General features: G+C 71.3%; 13 protein-coding genes and 1 pseudogene. 4 read left to right on the top strand and 10 right to left on the bottom strand.

Annotated features, from left to right (window positions below; all coding sequences use genetic code 11):
• Positions 1-129: 129 nt before the first annotated feature.
• The 5 genes from ACZ5VC_RS12555 to ACZ5VC_RS12535 all read right to left on the bottom strand — a co-directional run bounded on the left by ACZ5VC_RS12555 (position 130) and on the right by ACZ5VC_RS12535 (position 4,618).
• Complete coding sequence (locus tag ACZ5VC_RS12555; protein WP_469120036.1) at positions 130-372, bottom strand: DUF397 domain-containing protein; 243 nt, start codon at positions 370-372, stop codon at positions 130-132.
• Between the two features lie 126 nt (positions 373-498).
• Positions 499-1,680, bottom strand: a complete 1,182-nt coding sequence (locus ACZ5VC_RS12550) for a thiolase domain-containing protein (protein WP_469120035.1) — start codon at positions 1,678-1,680, stop codon at positions 499-501.
• The gene (locus tag ACZ5VC_RS12545) at positions 1,673-2,722 is read right to left on the bottom strand and encodes a thiolase domain-containing protein (protein WP_469120034.1); all 1,050 of its coding nucleotides are present in this window, start codon (positions 2,720-2,722) and stop codon (positions 1,673-1,675) included. The genes ACZ5VC_RS12550 and ACZ5VC_RS12545 overlap by 8 nt, the downstream gene beginning before the upstream one ends.
• Positions 2,722-3,711, bottom strand: a complete 990-nt coding sequence (locus ACZ5VC_RS12540; RefSeq protein ID WP_469120033.1) for a Zn-ribbon domain-containing OB-fold protein — start codon at positions 3,709-3,711, stop codon at positions 2,722-2,724. The genes ACZ5VC_RS12545 and ACZ5VC_RS12540 overlap by 1 nt, the downstream gene beginning before the upstream one ends.
• Before the next feature lie 106 nt (positions 3,712-3,817).
• The gene (locus ACZ5VC_RS12535; protein ID WP_469120032.1) at positions 3,818-4,618 is read right to left on the bottom strand and encodes a crotonase/enoyl-CoA hydratase family protein; all 801 of its coding nucleotides are present in this window, start codon (positions 4,616-4,618) and stop codon (positions 3,818-3,820) included.
• A gap of 166 nt (positions 4,619-4,784) precedes the next feature.
• On the opposite strand from ACZ5VC_RS12535, the gene ACZ5VC_RS12530 reads away from it, so the two are divergent.
• Positions 4,785-6,410: an acyl-CoA synthetase gene (locus tag ACZ5VC_RS12530; protein ID WP_469120031.1), complete on the top strand. Its 1,626-nt coding sequence runs from the start codon at positions 4,785-4,787 to the stop codon at positions 6,408-6,410.
• A gap of 164 nt (positions 6,411-6,574) precedes the next feature.
• Here ACZ5VC_RS12530 and ACZ5VC_RS12525 read toward each other — a convergent pair.
• Positions 6,575-6,904 (bottom strand): annotated as a pseudogene (locus ACZ5VC_RS12525) (alpha/beta fold hydrolase); the annotation flags it as partial.
• A 159-nt stretch (positions 6,905-7,063) separates the two neighbouring features.
• Here ACZ5VC_RS12525 and ACZ5VC_RS12520 point away from each other — a divergent pair.
• Positions 7,064-7,897 (top strand): pentapeptide repeat-containing protein, encoded by an 834-nt coding sequence (locus ACZ5VC_RS12520; protein ID WP_469120030.1) that lies wholly within the window; start codon positions 7,064-7,066, stop codon positions 7,895-7,897.
• Here the strand turns inward: ACZ5VC_RS12520 and ACZ5VC_RS12515 are convergent, their stop codons facing one another.
• Complete coding sequence (locus tag ACZ5VC_RS12515; RefSeq protein ID WP_469120029.1) at positions 7,898-8,674, bottom strand: GNAT family N-acetyltransferase; 777 nt, start codon at positions 8,672-8,674, stop codon at positions 7,898-7,900.
• Positions 8,675-8,842: 168 nt separating this feature from the next.
• Between ACZ5VC_RS12515 and paaK the strand changes: the two genes are divergently transcribed.
• Positions 8,843-10,123 carry a phenylacetate--CoA ligase PaaK gene (gene paaK / locus ACZ5VC_RS12510; RefSeq protein ID WP_469120028.1) on the top strand — a complete coding sequence of 427 codons (1,281 nt, stop codon included), beginning with the start codon at positions 8,843-8,845 and terminating at the stop codon, positions 10,121-10,123.
• 141 nt (positions 10,124-10,264) lie between these two features.
• Here the strand turns inward: paaK and ACZ5VC_RS12505 are convergent, their stop codons facing one another.
• The 3 genes from ACZ5VC_RS12505 to ACZ5VC_RS12495 form a co-directional block, all read right to left on the bottom strand.
• The gene (locus ACZ5VC_RS12505) at positions 10,265-10,939 is read right to left on the bottom strand and encodes a glycine-rich domain-containing protein (RefSeq protein WP_469120027.1); all 675 of its coding nucleotides are present in this window, start codon (positions 10,937-10,939) and stop codon (positions 10,265-10,267) included.
• The gene (locus tag ACZ5VC_RS12500) at positions 10,936-11,382 is read right to left on the bottom strand and encodes a hypothetical protein (protein ID WP_469120026.1); all 447 of its coding nucleotides are present in this window, start codon (positions 11,380-11,382) and stop codon (positions 10,936-10,938) included. Before ACZ5VC_RS12500 ends, ACZ5VC_RS12505 begins: the two co-directional genes overlap by 4 nt.
• A 75-nt stretch (positions 11,383-11,457) precedes the next feature.
• Positions 11,458-12,963, bottom strand: coding sequence for an acyl-CoA synthetase (locus ACZ5VC_RS12495; protein ID WP_469120025.1), 1,506 nt, complete (start codon positions 12,961-12,963; stop codon positions 11,458-11,460).
• A gap of 179 nt (positions 12,964-13,142) precedes the next feature.
• On the opposite strand from ACZ5VC_RS12495, the gene ACZ5VC_RS12490 reads away from it, so the two are divergent.
• Positions 13,143-15,542 (top strand): penicillin acylase family protein, encoded by a 2,400-nt coding sequence (locus tag ACZ5VC_RS12490; protein ID WP_469120024.1) that lies wholly within the window; start codon positions 13,143-13,145, stop codon positions 15,540-15,542.
• The last annotated feature ends 99 nt before the right edge of the window (positions 15,543-15,641 follow it).

The following is a 15,641-nucleotide window of genomic DNA, read 5'->3' as shown; positions in this document are numbered from 1 at the left end:
ACCCAGGGCGCGCCTCCGTCCGGTCAGGTCCGCGGGAACGCCAGGAACCGAGGGCGCCTGCCATCGGCAGGGCCGACGGCGACCCGGTCACGCAGGCGGCGCGGGTCCGCCACGCGCCCGCCGCGCCGGTCACGTCAGATCGAACTCGCCGTCCCGGGCGTTGAGGACGAAGGCACGCCACTCGGCCGGGGTGAAGATGAGCGACGGCGCCTCCGGCCGCCCGCCGTTGCGCATCGCGATGAACCCCTCGACGAAGGCGATCTGGACGTCGCCGGCGCCCTGGCTGCCCGAGCGCCAGTCGGCGTTGGTGAGGTCGAGGTCCGGCTTGTCCCAGCCCGCGAAGGTGTGCTGCGTGGTGATGCTCTCCGTCACGTCTGTGCTCCTCCCCTGTCGTCGTCCGGTCAGCCTAGCGATCGAGGTCGGCCGCCGACAGGCCGCGACGGAAGGTCCGCGGCCCGTCCGGCGGGCGGCTTCGCACGGCCCGCCGGGAGTCCGGGGTCAGGTGGTGGGCGGCTCCGCGCCGACCAGCCACATCGAGAAGAACTGCGCCCCGCCGCCGTACGCGTGACCGAGCGCCCTGCGCGCCCCGTCCACCTGATGTTCGCCCGCCGTACCCCGAACCTGGAGCGCCGCCTCGGCGAAGCGGATCATCCCGGACGCGCCGATCGGGTTGGTGGAAAGGACACCGCCGGAGGGGTTCACCGGCAGGTCCCCGTCGAGTTCGGTGACTCCGGACTCGGTGAGCTTCCAGCCCTCGCCCTCGGCGGCGAAGCCCAGGTTCTCCAGCCACATCGGCTCGTACCAGGAGAAGGGCACATACATTTCGACGGCGTCGATCTCGCGTCGAGGGTCGGCGATGCCGGCCTGCCGGTACACGTCGGCGGCACAGTCCTTGCCGGCCTGCGGCGACACGAAGTCCTTGCCTGCGAAGAGCGTCGGCTCGCTGCGCATCGCGCCACCGTGCACCCATGCGGGCGGTCGCGGTGAACGGGCCGCGCCCGCGCGGTCGGTCAGGACCATTGCGCAGGCACCGTCGGAGGACGGGCACGTCTCCGAGTAGCGGATCGGATCCCAGAGCATCGGCGACGCCTGCACCTTCTCCAGGGTGATGTCGTGCTCGTGGAGGTGGGCGTACGGATTCTTCAGGGCGTTGCGGCGGTCCTTGTACGCGACGAGGGAGCCCACGGTGTCGGGGGCGCCGGTGCGGCGCATGTAGGCGCGGACGTGCGGGGCGAAGAAGCCGCCCGCGCCCGCGAGGAGAGGCTGCTGGAACGGGATGGGCAGGGACAGCCCCCACATGGCGTTGGACTCGGACTGCTTCTCGAAGGCGAGGGTCAGTACGGTCCGGTGGGCGCGGGCCGCCACCAGATTGGTGGCGACCAGGGCGGTGGAGCCGCCGACCGAGCCGGCCGTGTGGACGCGCATCATCGGCTTGCCGACGGCGCCGAGCGCGTCGGCGAGGTAGAGCTCGGGCATCATCACGCCCTCGAAGAAGTCGGGGGCCTTGCCGATGACGACCGCGTCGATGTCCGCCCAGGTGAGCTCCGCGTCCTCCAGGGCGCGCAGGGCGGCCTCGCGGACCAGTCCGGCGATGGAGACGTCATGGCGGGCGGCGACGTGCTTGGTCTGCCCGATGCCGATGACGGCGACGGGCTCCTTCGATGCCACGGCCTCAGGCACGGGACTCCCCTTCCAGGACGGCGACCAGGTTCTGCTGGAGGCAGGGGCCGGATGTGGCGTGGGCCAGGGCGCGGTCGGACGCGCCCCGGTGGATGCGCGCGGCGGCCTCTCCGAGGCGGATGAGCCCGGCGGCCATGATCGGGTTGGCGGCGAGGGCTCCGCCGGACGGGTTGACCCTCACCGTCTCGTCGAGGCTGAGGGCCTTGCGCAGGACGACCTCCTGGGACGTGAAGGGGGCGTGCAGTTCGGCGGTGTCGACGGGCCGCTCGAAGGCGCCGGCCCGCTCGGCGGCCAGCCGGGTGGACGGTGAGTCGGTGAGGTCGCGCACGCCGAGGGCGTGGGGTTCGACGCGGTGGTCCATGCCCCGGATCCAGGCGGGCCGTTCACACAGCTCGCGGGCCCTGTCGCCGGCGGCCAGGATCACGGCGGCGGCGCCGTCGCCGATGGGCGGGCAGTCCCCGGTCCGCAGCGGCCGTACCAGGTAGTCGCCCTGCGGGCGGGCGCCGGGGAGCTGGGCGTGGGGATTGCGCGCGGCGTCCTCACGGCTGCGGGCGGCGATGGTGGCGAGCGCCGGTTCGTCGGTCTCCCCCGTGTCGATCAGCGCCTGGACCTGGAGCGCGGCGAGCGCGACCGAGTCGGGCCAGAGGGGGGCGAGATAGTACGGGTCGAGCTGGCGGGTGAGCACGTCGCGTACGGATCCGGGGGACGACTTGCCGTACGCGTAGACCAGCGCGGTGTCGCACTCGCCGGTCAGCAGCTTGATCCAGGCCTCGTACAGCGCCCAGGCGCCGTCCATCTCCACATGGGACTCGGAGATCGGCGGCCAGGCGCCGACGCCGTCCAGCGCCATGGTGAACGAGAAGGCCCGCCCGGCGAGGTAGTCGCTCGATCCGGAGCAGGTGAAGCCGATGTCCCCCGTCTTCAGGCCGGTCCGCGCCAACACCTCGTGGAGGACCGGCATGACCATCTCGACCTCGGAGAGCTCGTCCGTACGCCGCAGATGGTCGGTCTGCGCGAAGGCGACGATCGCCACGTCTCGCATCAGAGCAGCTCCTTGTACGTGTCGTAGTCGGCGTCGGGCTCGCCGGTGGGCCGGTAGTGGTCGGGGTGGCGGCCGCCGTCGGTCCAGACGGGCTCGACGCGCAGCCCCATGCGGACCTGGTCGTACGGGATGCCGCCGATGCGTCCGTGCAGGGCGAGGTCGGCTCCGTCGAGCGCGATGTGCGCGTAGACGTACGGCACCTCGATGTCGAGGTTCTTCGCCTTGATGTTGACGATGCAGTACGTCGTGACCGTGCCGCGCGGCCCGACCTCGACCTGCTCCGAGGTGGCGACTCCGCAGGTCGGGCAGGCGCCCCGGGGCGGGACGTACACCTTCCGGCAGGACGGGCAGCGTTCGCCGACGGTCCTGCGGTCGGCGAGGGCGTGGATGTAGGCGGTCTGGGCGCGGCCGGGGGCGTAGGTGTAGTCGAGGCGGGCGGGCGCGACGATCCCCGTGACCGGGTCGGCGAACCGGCCGTCGTGGTCCCGCGCCTCCATGCCCGGCGCGCTCCCGGCCGGCTCGCTGCCGCCCGGCCCGCTCTCGTCGGGCTCGAAGCAGGCGATGTCGGTGATGGCGCCCACGCGTTCGGCGGCCCAGCGAACGCGCACCCGCATCCCCGTACGCATGGCGTCGGGCCCGGGCGCGTCGAGGGCGTGCAGGAGAGCGGTGTCGGCCCCGTCGAGACGTACGAGCACCCATGCGAACGGCGTGTCGAGAGGCTGTCCCCGGCGCGGAGCCGGGTTCCACGCCCAGGTGGTGACGGTGCCGGTGGCGCCGACCTCCACGAGGTCGCGGAGTTCCGCCGCGGTCTGGGGGTCGTACTCGACGGGCGGGACGAGGACCCGTCCTGCCTCGGTGCGGACGCCGAGGACGGTGCGCTCGCGCAGGCCGGTCAGGAAGGCGGACTGGACAGGGCCGAGGGAGCGGGTGAAGGGGAACTCCACGACGAGAGGGGCGCGGAGCACCTCCGGTGGGGGTGCGGCGGTCATGTGCGGCTCCGTTTTCTCTGAGGGCTCGAGGGCCGGCGGGCACCGGGCTGCCATCTCGGCGGCTCCAGCGGCCGGGCGGGGCGTGCATACGTGTGCCGCCGGGAAGTCACGCGCGGCGGTAGACCGGGGCCCGTTTCTCCGCGAAGGCGCGGGCGCCCTCCTTCGCGTCGGCCGTGTCGAACACCGGCCAGCCGCGCACCAGTTCCGCGGCGAGCCCCTCGGTCTCGGTCATCTCGGCCGTCTCGTACACCGACGCCTTGACCGCCTCGACGGCGAGCGGCCCGCAGGCGTTGATCTGCTCGGCGATGGCCAGGGCCTTGTCCAGTGCGGTGCCGTCGGGGACGACCTGGCCGACGAGCCCGATGCGAGCGGCCTCCTCGGCGGTGTAGGGGCGCCCGGTGAGGAGCATTTCCAGCGCGTGGGTCCGGGCGATCTGCCGGGGCAGGCGGACGGTGGAGCCGCCGATGGGGAAGAGACCGCGCCTGACCTCGAACAGACCGAAGGTGGCCGACGCGGCGGCGACGCGGACGTCCGTGCCCTGCAGGATCTCCGTACCGCCGGCGACGCAGTAGCCCTCGACCGCGGCGATCACCGGCTTGCGGGGGCGGTGGTGGCGCAGCATCGCCTTCCAGTGCAGATCGGGGTCGGCCTTCATCCGGTCCCGGTACTGCTCACCCTCCATGCCCTTTCCCGCCAGGGCCTTGAGATCCATGCCCGCGCAGAACGAGCCGCCCGCACCGGTGAGCACGACGCTGCGGATCCCGTCGTCGGCGTCCGCCTCCAGCCAGCCGTCGTACAGGCCGACCAGCATCGGCAGCGAGAGCGCGTTCTTCGCCTCGGGCCTGTTCAAAGTGAGCACCAGCGTGGCGCCTTCGCGCTGCACGGTGAGGTGTTCTGTCCCACCCATTGCCGTCCTCCCGTCTCAAGACCTAGAACAGGTTGCAGTAGGCGGGGGCCCAGTTCAATAGTTTTCTGACACCCAGTCAGATTCTTCTACGGCGGCCCTTCCCAGTTGTGGCCGTCGGCGCTCTAATGGCCGCCGAGCCAGTGAGGGCCCGGGGTCAGGAGGAATGGTGGAGTACAACCTTGCCGACCTGTTCGAGTCGGTGGTCGACGTGGTCCCCGACCGCGAGGCGCTCGTGTACATCGACCACCCCGGCACGGGAGCGGAGCACCGGCTGACCTACGCCGGACTCGACGCCGCCGCCAACCGCATCGCCCACCATCTGATCGACTCCGGAATCCGGCCGGGCGAGCATCTCGGTCTGCACCTCTACAACGGCGTCGAGTACCTGCAGACCGTCCTCGCGTGTCTGAAGGCAAGGATCGTGCCGGTCAACGTCAACTACCGCTATGTGGAGGAGGAGCTCGTCTACCTCTACCGCGACGCGGACCTGGCGGCGCTCGTCTTCGACGCCGAGTTCACCGATCGGGTCGCGGCCGCGCTGCCGCAGACGGAGAAGCTGCGGCACCTGGTGCGGGTGGGGACCCCGCCGGAGGGCGCGCCCCCGCTCGGCTGTGTGGCGTTCACCGAGGCGGAGGCGGCCGGCTCACCGGAGCGGGGCTTCGGGCCCCGCTCCGCGGACGACCTGTTCATCATCTACACCGGCGGTACGACGGGGATGCCCAAGGGCGTCATGTGGCGGCAGGAGGACCTGTTCTTCGCGGGCCTCTTCGGTGGCGAGCCGGCGGGCGAGCCCGTGAAGCGCCCCGAGGAACTGGCCGAGCGGGTCGCGGCAGGCGCCCCCGGGCTCACCTTCTTCCCGGCTCCCCCGCTGATGCACGGCACGTCGACACTGACCTCGTTCGTCGCCTTCAACTACGGCCAGCGGGTGGCCCTGCACCGCAAGTACGTGCCCGAAGAGGTGCTCCGCACGATCGAGAAGGAGAAGGTGTCCAGCGTGTCACTGGTGGGTGACGCGATGCTGCGTCCGCTCATCGACGCGCTGAAGGGGCCGCTCAGGGGCACCGACCTGTCCTCTCTGTTCAGCATTTCCTCTTCCGGGGCGATCATGTCGGAGACGGTGCGGGCCGAGCTCCAGGAGCTCGTGCCGCACGTGCTGCTGCTGAACAACTTCGGTTCGTCGGAGTCCGGTTCCAACGGAAGGGCGACGGAGGACTCGGGCCCGGAGAAGGGCTTCCGGCTGCTCGTCAACGACCGTACGCAGGTGGTCGACCCCGCGACGCACGAGCCCACGCCCGTGGGTGAACCCGGCCGTATCGCCCAGCGCGGTCATGTTCCGCTCGGCTACTACAACGACCCGGAGAAGACCGCCGAGACCTTCTTCCAGAAGGGCGGTGAGCGCTGGGTCCTGCTCGGCGACATGGCGACGGTCGACGACGAGGGCGTCGTCACGGTCCTCGGCCGGGGCTCCCAGTGCATCAACACGGGCGGCGAGAAGGTCTACCCGGAAGAGGTCGAGCAGGCACTCAAGTCCCATCCGGACGTGTACGACGCGCTGGTCGCCGGGGTGCCCGACGCGAAGTGGGGCAACCATGTGGCGGCGGTCGTCCAGCTGAGGAACGGGGCGGGGGCGCTGGACCTGGATTCCCTGCAGGCGCACTGCCGGACCCGGCTCGCCGGGTACAAGGTGCCTCGCCAGCTGGTGATCACCGACCACATCCAGCGCTCGCCCAGCGGCAAGGCGGACTACCGCTGGGCGCGGTCGGTGGCCGCCGCCCACGACGGCGGCCGGTAGTCCGCCCCTGTCCGGGGTGGCCAGCCGGCTGTCGGGGATCCGCTCGGCCATCCGGGCCGGATCGTCCTGGTCGACCGCGCGGGACGGGTCCGCGGGAAGAGCGGTGGCGCCTCCTCGAGGACCAGGTGTCCCACGAGCGCGGCGACTCCTGGGCGAGCAGGCAGCGGCCCCGCCGCCCGTCGAGTGGCCGCGAGGTTGCCCGACGCGGAGTGGCCCAGCAGATCGATCCGCCTCAGGCCGAGGTGCTCGCGCAGCGCCTCGACGTCGGCGACCTGCCGGTCGCAGCGGTAGGTGGCGGGGTCGGCGGGCGCCGCGGAGTCTCCGGTGCCGCGCAGATCGAGCAGGACGAGGCTGCGGTGGGCGTCGAGCCCGCCGAGGTCACCGAGGTAGCGGGAGGCGCGCATCGGGCCGCCCGGCAGGCAGATCAGCGGCTCGCCCTCCCCTCGTATCCGGGAGGAGAGTTCGATTCCGTCGTACGCGCTGAACGTGGGCATGGCGTTGATCTTCACCGCCCGCCCGGCTCCGGGCGACCGAGTTCGCCGAAGAGCGGGAAACGGACAGCGGACGGGGGAGGAAACGATTTGTCCCGTCGTACCGGGGCGGGATGTAATCCTGGGGATCGATCACCGTCGAACACCGAGGAAGCGCACCCCGTGCCCGAACACCCCGAGACCACCGCCCCCGCGGTCGCCGCACTGAGCGGCGACTGCGCGAACTGTTTCGGGCTCTGCTGCGTCGCTCTGCCCTTCGCCGCGTCGGCCGACTTCGCGATCGACAAGCCCGCGGGGAAGCCGTGCCGGAACCTGCGGACCGACTTCCGCTGCGGTATCCACACCGAGCTGCGCGCCACCGGCTTCTCCGGCTGCACGGTGTACGACTGCTTCGGCGCCGGCCAGAAGGTCTCCCAGATCACCTTCGGCGGCCGGGACTGGCGGGAGGCGCCGGGCACCGCTCAGCAGATGTTCGACGTCTTTCCGGTGATGCGCCAGCTCCATGAGCTGATTCGCTATCTCACCGAGGCGCTCGCGCTGCACGCCACCCGCTCGATCCACGACGATCTCCGGCGGGCGCTGGAGAAGGTGGAGCGGCTGACGCGGGGTAGCGCCGAGGAGCTCCAGGCGGTGGACGTGGCGGCGGTACGGGGCGAGGTGAACACGCTCCTGCTGAAGACCAGTTCTCTCGTACGGGCCACGGCGGGGCGCAGGACGAAGAACCGCCGGGGCGCCGACCTCGTCGGCGCCCGGCTGCGCGGCGCGGACCTTCGGGGCGCCGATCTGCGCGGCTCCCTGCTGATCGCCGCCGACCTCACCGGCGCCGACCTCACGCTCGCCGATCTGATTGGCGCCGATCTGCGCGACGCCGACCTCTCCGGCGCCGATCTGACGGGCGCCCTCTTCCTCACTCAGCCGCAGGTCAACGCGGCCAAGGGGGACGCGGCCACCAGCCTGCCGACCGGTCTGACCCGCCCGGCGCACTGGTCGCGCTGATCAGGGCGTGTAGAGGTACGGAGTCGTGGTCGTGAGCGCCGCGAAGCCGAGCCGCTGCAGGATCGGCCGGCTCTGGTCGGACGCGTCGACCTGGAGGTAGCGGTAGCCGCAGTGGGCGGCGATGCGGGCACGGAAGGCGATCAGCGCGCGGTAGAGCCCGCGCCCGCGCCAGGCCTCGACCGTGCCGCCGCCCCACAGACCGGCGAAGTCCTTGCCGGGGTTCAGCTCCAGGCGGGCGGCGCTCACCGGGGTGCTCCCGGCCATGGCGACGACGGCCGCGACGGCGTCGGGGGCGGCCGCCAGCCGGTCGAGGAGCTGCCGCCCGAGGTGGGAGCCGTCCGTCCCGAAGGCCCGGTCGTGGACGTCCGTCACCAGCTTCACACCGGCCGCGTCGGTGACCGGGCGCAGCTCGATGCCGTCGGGCACCTCGACGGCGGAGGACAACTGTCGCGTCTCGCCGACCATCAGGGTCTCGTCCGGTTCGGCGGTGAACCCGGCGGCGAGGAGCCGGGCGCCGAGATCGGCGGGGCCGTCGTGCCCGTACGCCTTCCACTCGAAGGCGCGGCCCAGTGAGGTGAAGTACCGGATCTGCTCGGCGATGGCCGCGTCGGCGTCGACGGCGCCGAGGCTCGACCACAGGACGCCGTTCCAGGCGTGCGCGGGCCCCATCTGCCGGACCACCGGGCCGTCCCGCTCCACCCGCGCCCCGGGGCCGTCGGGCCGGGCGTCGCGTCGCATCTGCCGGTCGTACAGCGCCCGCACCTCTTCATGATCCATGCGGCCCACTCCAGCACCGCGCGGAGCGGCGGGGCAATCGGATTTCCCCGGCAGAAAATCGCGCACGCCCCTTGCCAGGGGGCGCGACCTGCTGAATTACTGACCCGGAGGCACAGACCGAATGATCGGTTGTCCGTTTTGGGTTGGGTCGGGACGGGAGAGCGGCGAATGACGGATCTGCTGGACAGCGGGGAGCGGCTCGGCCGCGAGGAGCTCCGGGCGCTTCAGCTGGAGCGCCTGCGTGGCACGCTGCGGCACGCGTACGAGAACGTCGGCTTCTACCGGCAGGCCTTCGACAAGGCGGGCCTGCGCCCCGAGGACTGCCGCACGCTCGCCGATCTCGCCCGCTTCCCCTTCACGTCCAAGACGGATCTGCGCGACCACTACCCGTTCGGCATGTTCGCCGTGGACCAGTCCGAGATCCGTCGCATCCACGCCTCGAGCGGCACGACGGGACGTCCCACGGTCGTCGGCTACACCGACCGCGACCTGGACATCTGGGCGGACGTGGTGGCCCGCTCGATCCGCGCGGCGGGCGGCCGGCCCGGGCACAAGGTCCATGTGGCCTATGGATACGGCCTGTTCACCGGTGGTCTGGGCGCCCACTACGGCGCCGAGCGGCTCGGCTGCACCGTCATCCCCGCCTCCGGAGGAATGACCGCCCGTCAGGTGCAGCTGATCCAGGACTTCCGTCCCGAGATCATCATGGTCACCCCGTCGTACATGCTCACCCTCCTCGACGAGTTCGAACGGCAGGGCGTCGACCCCCGTACCACCTCACTGAAGGTCGGCATATTCGGCGCCGAGCCGTGGACCGAGGAGATGCGCCGGGAGATCGAGGAGCGGTTCGCGATCGACGCCGTCGACATCTACGGCCTGTCGGAGGTGATGGGACCGGGTGTCGCGCAGGAGTGCGTGGAGACCAAGGACGGACTGCACATCTGGGAGGACCACTTCTATCCGGAGGTCGTCGACCCCTTCACCGGCGAAGTGCTGCCGGACGGGGAGCAGGGCGAGCTGGTCTTCACCTCCCTGACCAAGGAGGCGATGCCGGTGATCCGCTACCGCACCCGGGACCTGACCCGGCTGCTTCCGGGTACGGCACGGGTGTTCCGCCGCATGGAGAAGGTCACCGGGCGCAGCGACGACATGGTGATCCTGCGCGGGGTGAACCTCTTCCCCACCCAGATCGAGGAGATCGTGCTGCGCACGCCGGGGGTGGCACCGCACTTCCAGCTGAAGCTGACGCGTGAGGGCCGGCTCGACGCGCTGACGGTACGGGCCGAGGCGCGGGCCGGGGCGACGCCCGAACAGCGCGCGCAGGCGGCTCGGGCGATCGCGTCGGCCGTCAAGGACGGCATCGGGGTGTCGGTCGGGGTCGAGGTGGTCGACCCCGAGACGCTGGAGCGGTCGGTGGGGAAGATCAAACGGATCGTGGACCTGCGGTAGCCGTGGGGCCAACGGGACCCAGGCGACTTCGACGAGGACGCTGACCCATCATCCGGCGGCGCGCCCGGAATGCCACGGAGCCATGGACAACCACGAAGCCGACGGCCCGAAAAATCCCTCCGTACCGCTCGAGCGGGTACCTCACGAGGCCAGGTCGAGGAGCCTGTGCTCCACCAGGGCGGAGATCAGAGCGACCTTCTGCTCATCGACGAGATCTCCCGGGAGTTCGCGGACGAAGAACGACCCCGTGGCGGCGATGAACTCCAAGGCCGCACGGGCGATGCGATCGACTGCGAAGACCGGTTCACCCAGCCCGTTCAGCCATTCGACCATTTCGCCCTCCTCATGCAGGCTGTACGTGGCCGCACGGGAGTTGATGATGCACCGGCCCAGCGTGACGTTGTTCTCGTCGTACCACACGTCGGGCAGGGGCTCGCCGAAGAGCTGCTCGTACGCCTCGGCGAACCGGGGGAATGTCGAGGGCGTACGTCGTTCCAGGTCTTCGACCGCCGGTGACGTGCTCGGCGCGTGCTGGATGTACCTGTCGAAATGCTCGCGGCAGTACTCCATGTACTGGCGGGTGAACAGGATGAACTGATGCCAGATCTGGTCCACCCTCAGGGAGTACATCGACCAGAGGACCGAACGGTCGGCGGCGACCATGACCAGGTAACGCTTCACCTCGCGGAACAGCGCCTCTGCCTCCTCGGCAGACTCGACGACGTGATCCTTCATGAGTTTCTCGACGAGGTAGGGGGCGTCGAAGGCCAGGGCCTCGGCCCACCGTTCCGCCGTTTCCGGCACGGTCGTCGTCATCGCGGCAGGCAATTGCAGGTGCAGGGGACACACTGCGTCCCGTCACAGATGATCACGCACGTGCAGGTGTCACGCGGCTGGGAGCGGACCTTCATCCGCAACCCTCCGCGCTGCAGGTTCGAGAGCTCACCGGCCGGGGCCCGGGCCGCGCACGCCTGCGCCGTCTCGACGATGTGGTGGTGGAGCGAGGCATCCCGTTTCACCCAGATGGCCACCGCACCGAGACGTGATTTCGGCAGGTCGACCGTGGCGACGATGTCGCCTTCGGCGATCTCGACACTCCGCGCCATGGTGTGAAGCCCTGGGAAGAGCCGGACGTAACCCTCGCGGTCCGACGGGGCGAGGAAGCCCGTCAGTGTGATCGCGTCCTCGACGCCTGCCTGCAGTAGTTGGGAGACCAGGGCATTGACCTCGATCTTCCCCGGGTCCTGTTCCTTTGCCATGCGCCGTCTCCTTCACCGGTCCGTGGTTTCGACTTGACCACGGTCGGCCGGGAGCCGCCCCTTGTGGTGGCCCGTTCAGGGGGCGGGGCGCTCGGTGAACCGGTCCCGCAGCTCCCGCTTGAGGATCTTCCCGCTGGCGTTGCGCGGCAGCTCGTCCATGAACAAGATCTTCTTCGGGGCCTTGAAGGGGGCGAGCTTCTCCCGTGCGTGGGCGATCAGTTCGGCCTCGGTGACCTCTTCACGCGGTACGACCACGGCGGTGACTGCCTCGATCCAGCGCTCGTCGGGGAGGCCCACGACGGCGGCCTCGGCGACGGCCGGGTGCGTGTAGAGGGCGTCCTCCACCTGGCGGGAGGCGATCAGGACGCCCCCGGAGTTGATGACGTCCTTCACCCGGTCGACGACGGTGTAGTACCCCTCGGTGTCGCGCACGGCGAGGTCGCCGGAGCGGAACCAGCCGTCGCGGAACGCCTCCGCCGTCTCGGCGGGCTTGTCCCAGTACCCCTCGCACAACTGCGGGGAACGGTAGACGACCTCGCCGGGGGTGCCGTCGGGGACGTCCTTGCCCTCCTCGTCGACCACCCGGGCCTCGACGAAGCGCACCGGCCGGCCGCAGGAGTCCATGCGGCCCTCGTGCTCGTCGGGTCCGAGGACGGTGGCCAGGGGGCCGATCTCGCTCTGGCCGAAGCAGTTGTGGAAGCGCAGCCCGGGCAGCCGGTCGCGCATCCGCTCCAGTACGGGCACGGGCATGATCGAGGCGCCGTAGTACGCCTTGCGCAGGGCGCCCAGTTCCCGGGTCGCGAAGTCCGGGTGGTTCGCGAGGCCGATCCAGACGGTCGGCGGAGCGAAGAGGCTGTCGGCCCGCCCGGACTCGATCAGCTCGAAGATCCGCGCGGGATCGGGCGCGTCGAGGATGGTGTTCTCCGCGCCGACCGCGAGATACGGCAGCAGGAACACGTGCATCTGCGCCGAGTGGTAGAGCGGCAGCGAGTGGACGGGCCGGTCGGTCTCCTGGAGGTCGAGGGCCGTGATGGCGCTGACGTATTCGTGGACCAGGGCGCGGTGCGTCATCATCGCGCCCTTGGGCAGGGCGGTGGTGCCGGAGGTGTACAGAAGCTGGACGAGGTCGCCGGGGTCGCCGAGCGGTTCGTGGGCGAGCGGGTCCGCGAGGGCGGTCAACAGGGAGTCGGCGGTGTCGCGCAGCGCGAGGACGGGAAACCCGTCAGGGACGCGGGGCGCGAGGTCCGGGTCGGCGAGGACGAGTGAGCTGCCGGACTGGCGCAGGATGTAGGCCAGGTCGTCCCCGGTGAGGTGGTGGTTGACCGGCACATGGACGAGCCCGGCGCGGGAGCAGGCGAGGAAGGCGATCAGATACGCGTCGGAGTTGTGCCCGTAGGTGGCGACCCGGCTCCGCGGGGCGAGCGCCTGCCCGCTCAGCACGGCGGCCGCCGTGGACACGGCCGCGTCCAGCTCGGCGTAGGTCCAGGACCGGTCCGCGTACCGCACGGCGGTCCGGTCGGGGGTGCGCTGCGCGCTGTGGCGCAGGATGCCGTCGACGGTGCTGGTGAGGAGGCGTTCCATGGCTGGATCCTCGGGGGCGGGACGGGGTGGGTCAAGACTGCGGACGGGTTGCGGGCGGGTCGCCCTTCATGGCGGCGCGACACGGGTCCGTACCTCGGATACCGAACGGGACGTTGACACCGGGCCCGCTGGGTGCGTGCATGGTCCAACCGCCCTTCACTCCAGTCCCGTTGGGAGGCATGTTGCTCTTCCGGACCCGTGCGAGACATCTGGTCCTGGCCGTCGCTGCCCTGGCCACCGTCACCGCCGCGCTGCCACAGACCGCCGTCGCGGACGCCGACTCCGCTGGCCGCCGCCATCCGTCGGGCGGCGGTCTGTCCGCCGTCATCCGCTACACCGAGTACGGCATCCCGCACATCGTGGCGAAGGACTACGCGAATCTGGGCTTCGGTACCGGCTGGGCCCAGGCCGCCGACCAGGTGTGCACGCTCGCCGACGGCTTCGTGACCGTGCGAGGCGAACGCTCGCGGTACTTCGGTCCCGACGGAGCCCCCGACGGTTCGCTGTCGTCCGCGACGAAGAACCTCTCCAGCGACCTGTACTTCAAGGGTGTAAGGGACGCGGGCACCGTCGAGGCACTTCTGGGCCGGACCGCCCCGGTGGGCCCGAGCCGTCGGCTGAAGGAGCTGATGCGCGGCTGGGCGGCCGGATACAACGCATGGCTGCGGCAGAACCGCGTCACCGACCCCGCCTGCAAGGACGCCGACTGGGTACGGCCCGTCACCCAACTGGATGTCGCACGGCGCGGGTTCGCGGTGTCGGTGCTGGGCGGACAGGGCCGGGGCATCGACGGGATCACCGCCGCCCGGCCCCCCGAGGCCCCCTCCGGCGCCGGCGCCTCCGACGCGGCGCCGGACCCGGCCCGTACGGCGGAGGCGGCGCGCGCCCTGTTCGCCGCCGAGAACGCGACCATGGGGTCCAACGCGGTGGCGTTCAGCGGGCGCACGACTGCGAACGGGCGAGGGCTGCTGCTCGGCAACCCGCACTACCCGTGGCAGGGCGGCCGCCGCTTCTGGCAGTCGCAGCAGACCATACCCGGCGAACTCAACGTCTCCGGAGCCTCGTTGCTCGGCACCACCGTCGTCAACATCGGCTTCAACGACAAGGTCGCCTGGAGTCACACCGTCGCTACGGGTGTCACCCTCAATCTGCACCAGCTCACGCTGGACCCGGCCGACCCGACCGCGTATCTGGTGGACGGAAAGCCGGAGCGGATGGTGAGGCGTGCGGTGACCGTGCCCCTCAAGGACGGTGGCCAGGTGACCCGTACGCAGTGGTGGACGCGGTACGGTCCGGTCGTCACCGGGCTCGGCGCCCAGCTGCCGCTCCCCTGGTCGACGACGACGGCGTACGCCCTCAATGACCCCAACGCCGCCAATCTGCGCGGCTCGGACACCGCTCTGGCCTTCGGCAAGTCCCACTCGACCGGGGACATCCTGGACGCGCTGCGCCGCACGCAGGGCCTGCCGTGGGTGAACACGGTCGCGGCGGACTCGGCCGGGCACTCCCTCTTCACCCAGTCGCAGGTCCTGCCCCGGATCACCGACGAGCTCGCGCAGCGCTGCTCCACGCCGCTAGGGAAGGTCACCTATCCGGCGTCGGGCGTGGCGGTTCTCGACGGGTCTCGCGCGGACTGCGCACCGGGCTCCGACCCGGACGCGCTGCAGCCGGGCGTCTTCGGACCGTCGAGGATGCCGGTGCTGCGGGACGCGCCGTACGCGGAGAACTCCAACGACAGCGCGTGGCTGACCAACGCGGACCGGCCGCTGACCGGCTACGAGCGGGTCTTCGGCACCATCGGCACGCCGCGCTCGCTGCGGACCCGGGGCGGTGTCGAGGATGTCGCGGCGATGGCGGCGAAGGGTGGGCTGACGGTGGCCGATCTGCAGCGCCAGCAGTTCGCCAACCGCGCGCCGGCCGGGGATCTGGCCGCCGCCGACGCGGCGAGGGCGTGCCCGGCCGCGCTGCCGGGTGACCCGGAGGCGTGCCGGGTCATCGGTGCCTGGGACAGGACGGTGAACACGGACAGCCGGGGCGCGTTGCTCTTCGACCGGTTCTGGCGGAAGTTCACCGGCGCCGCGCCGATCGCCGAGCAGTGGAAGGTGCCGTTCGACGCGGCCGATCCGGTCCGTACGCCGCGCACGCTCAACACCGCGTCGCCGGCGTTCGCGAAGGCGCTCACCGACGCGGTGGCCGAGTTGCGCGCGGCGGGGATCGCGCTCGACGCGCCGCTCGGAGCCCACCAGTTCGTCGTCCGCAACGGCACGCGCCTTCCGGTCTCCGGCGGTACGGAATCGCTGGGCATCTGGAACAAGGCCGAGCCCGTGTGGAACGCGGCGGCCGGTGGCTACACGGAGGTGGCGCACGGCACCAGCCATGTGCAGGCCGTGGGCTGGGACGGCGGCCGCTGCCCGGTCGCGCGGACGCTGCTGACGTACTCCCAGTCGTCCGACCCCACCTCTCGCCATTACAGCGACCAGACCGAGCTGTTCTCGGGTGAACGCTGGGTGACGTCCCGCTTCTGCGAGAAGGACATCGCCCGCTCGCCGGCGCTGAGGGTGGTGAGGGTGCGGGGCTGACCCCACCGCGGGGGGGGGGGGGGGGGGGGGGGGGGGGGGGGGGGGGGGGGGGGGGGGGGGGGGGGGGGGGGGAAGGAAGAGAAGGGAGGAAGAGGGGAC

This window comes from Streptomyces sp. NPDC033174, assembly GCF_055577795.1.
This window is presented reverse-complemented; position numbering and strand designations above follow the sequence as displayed.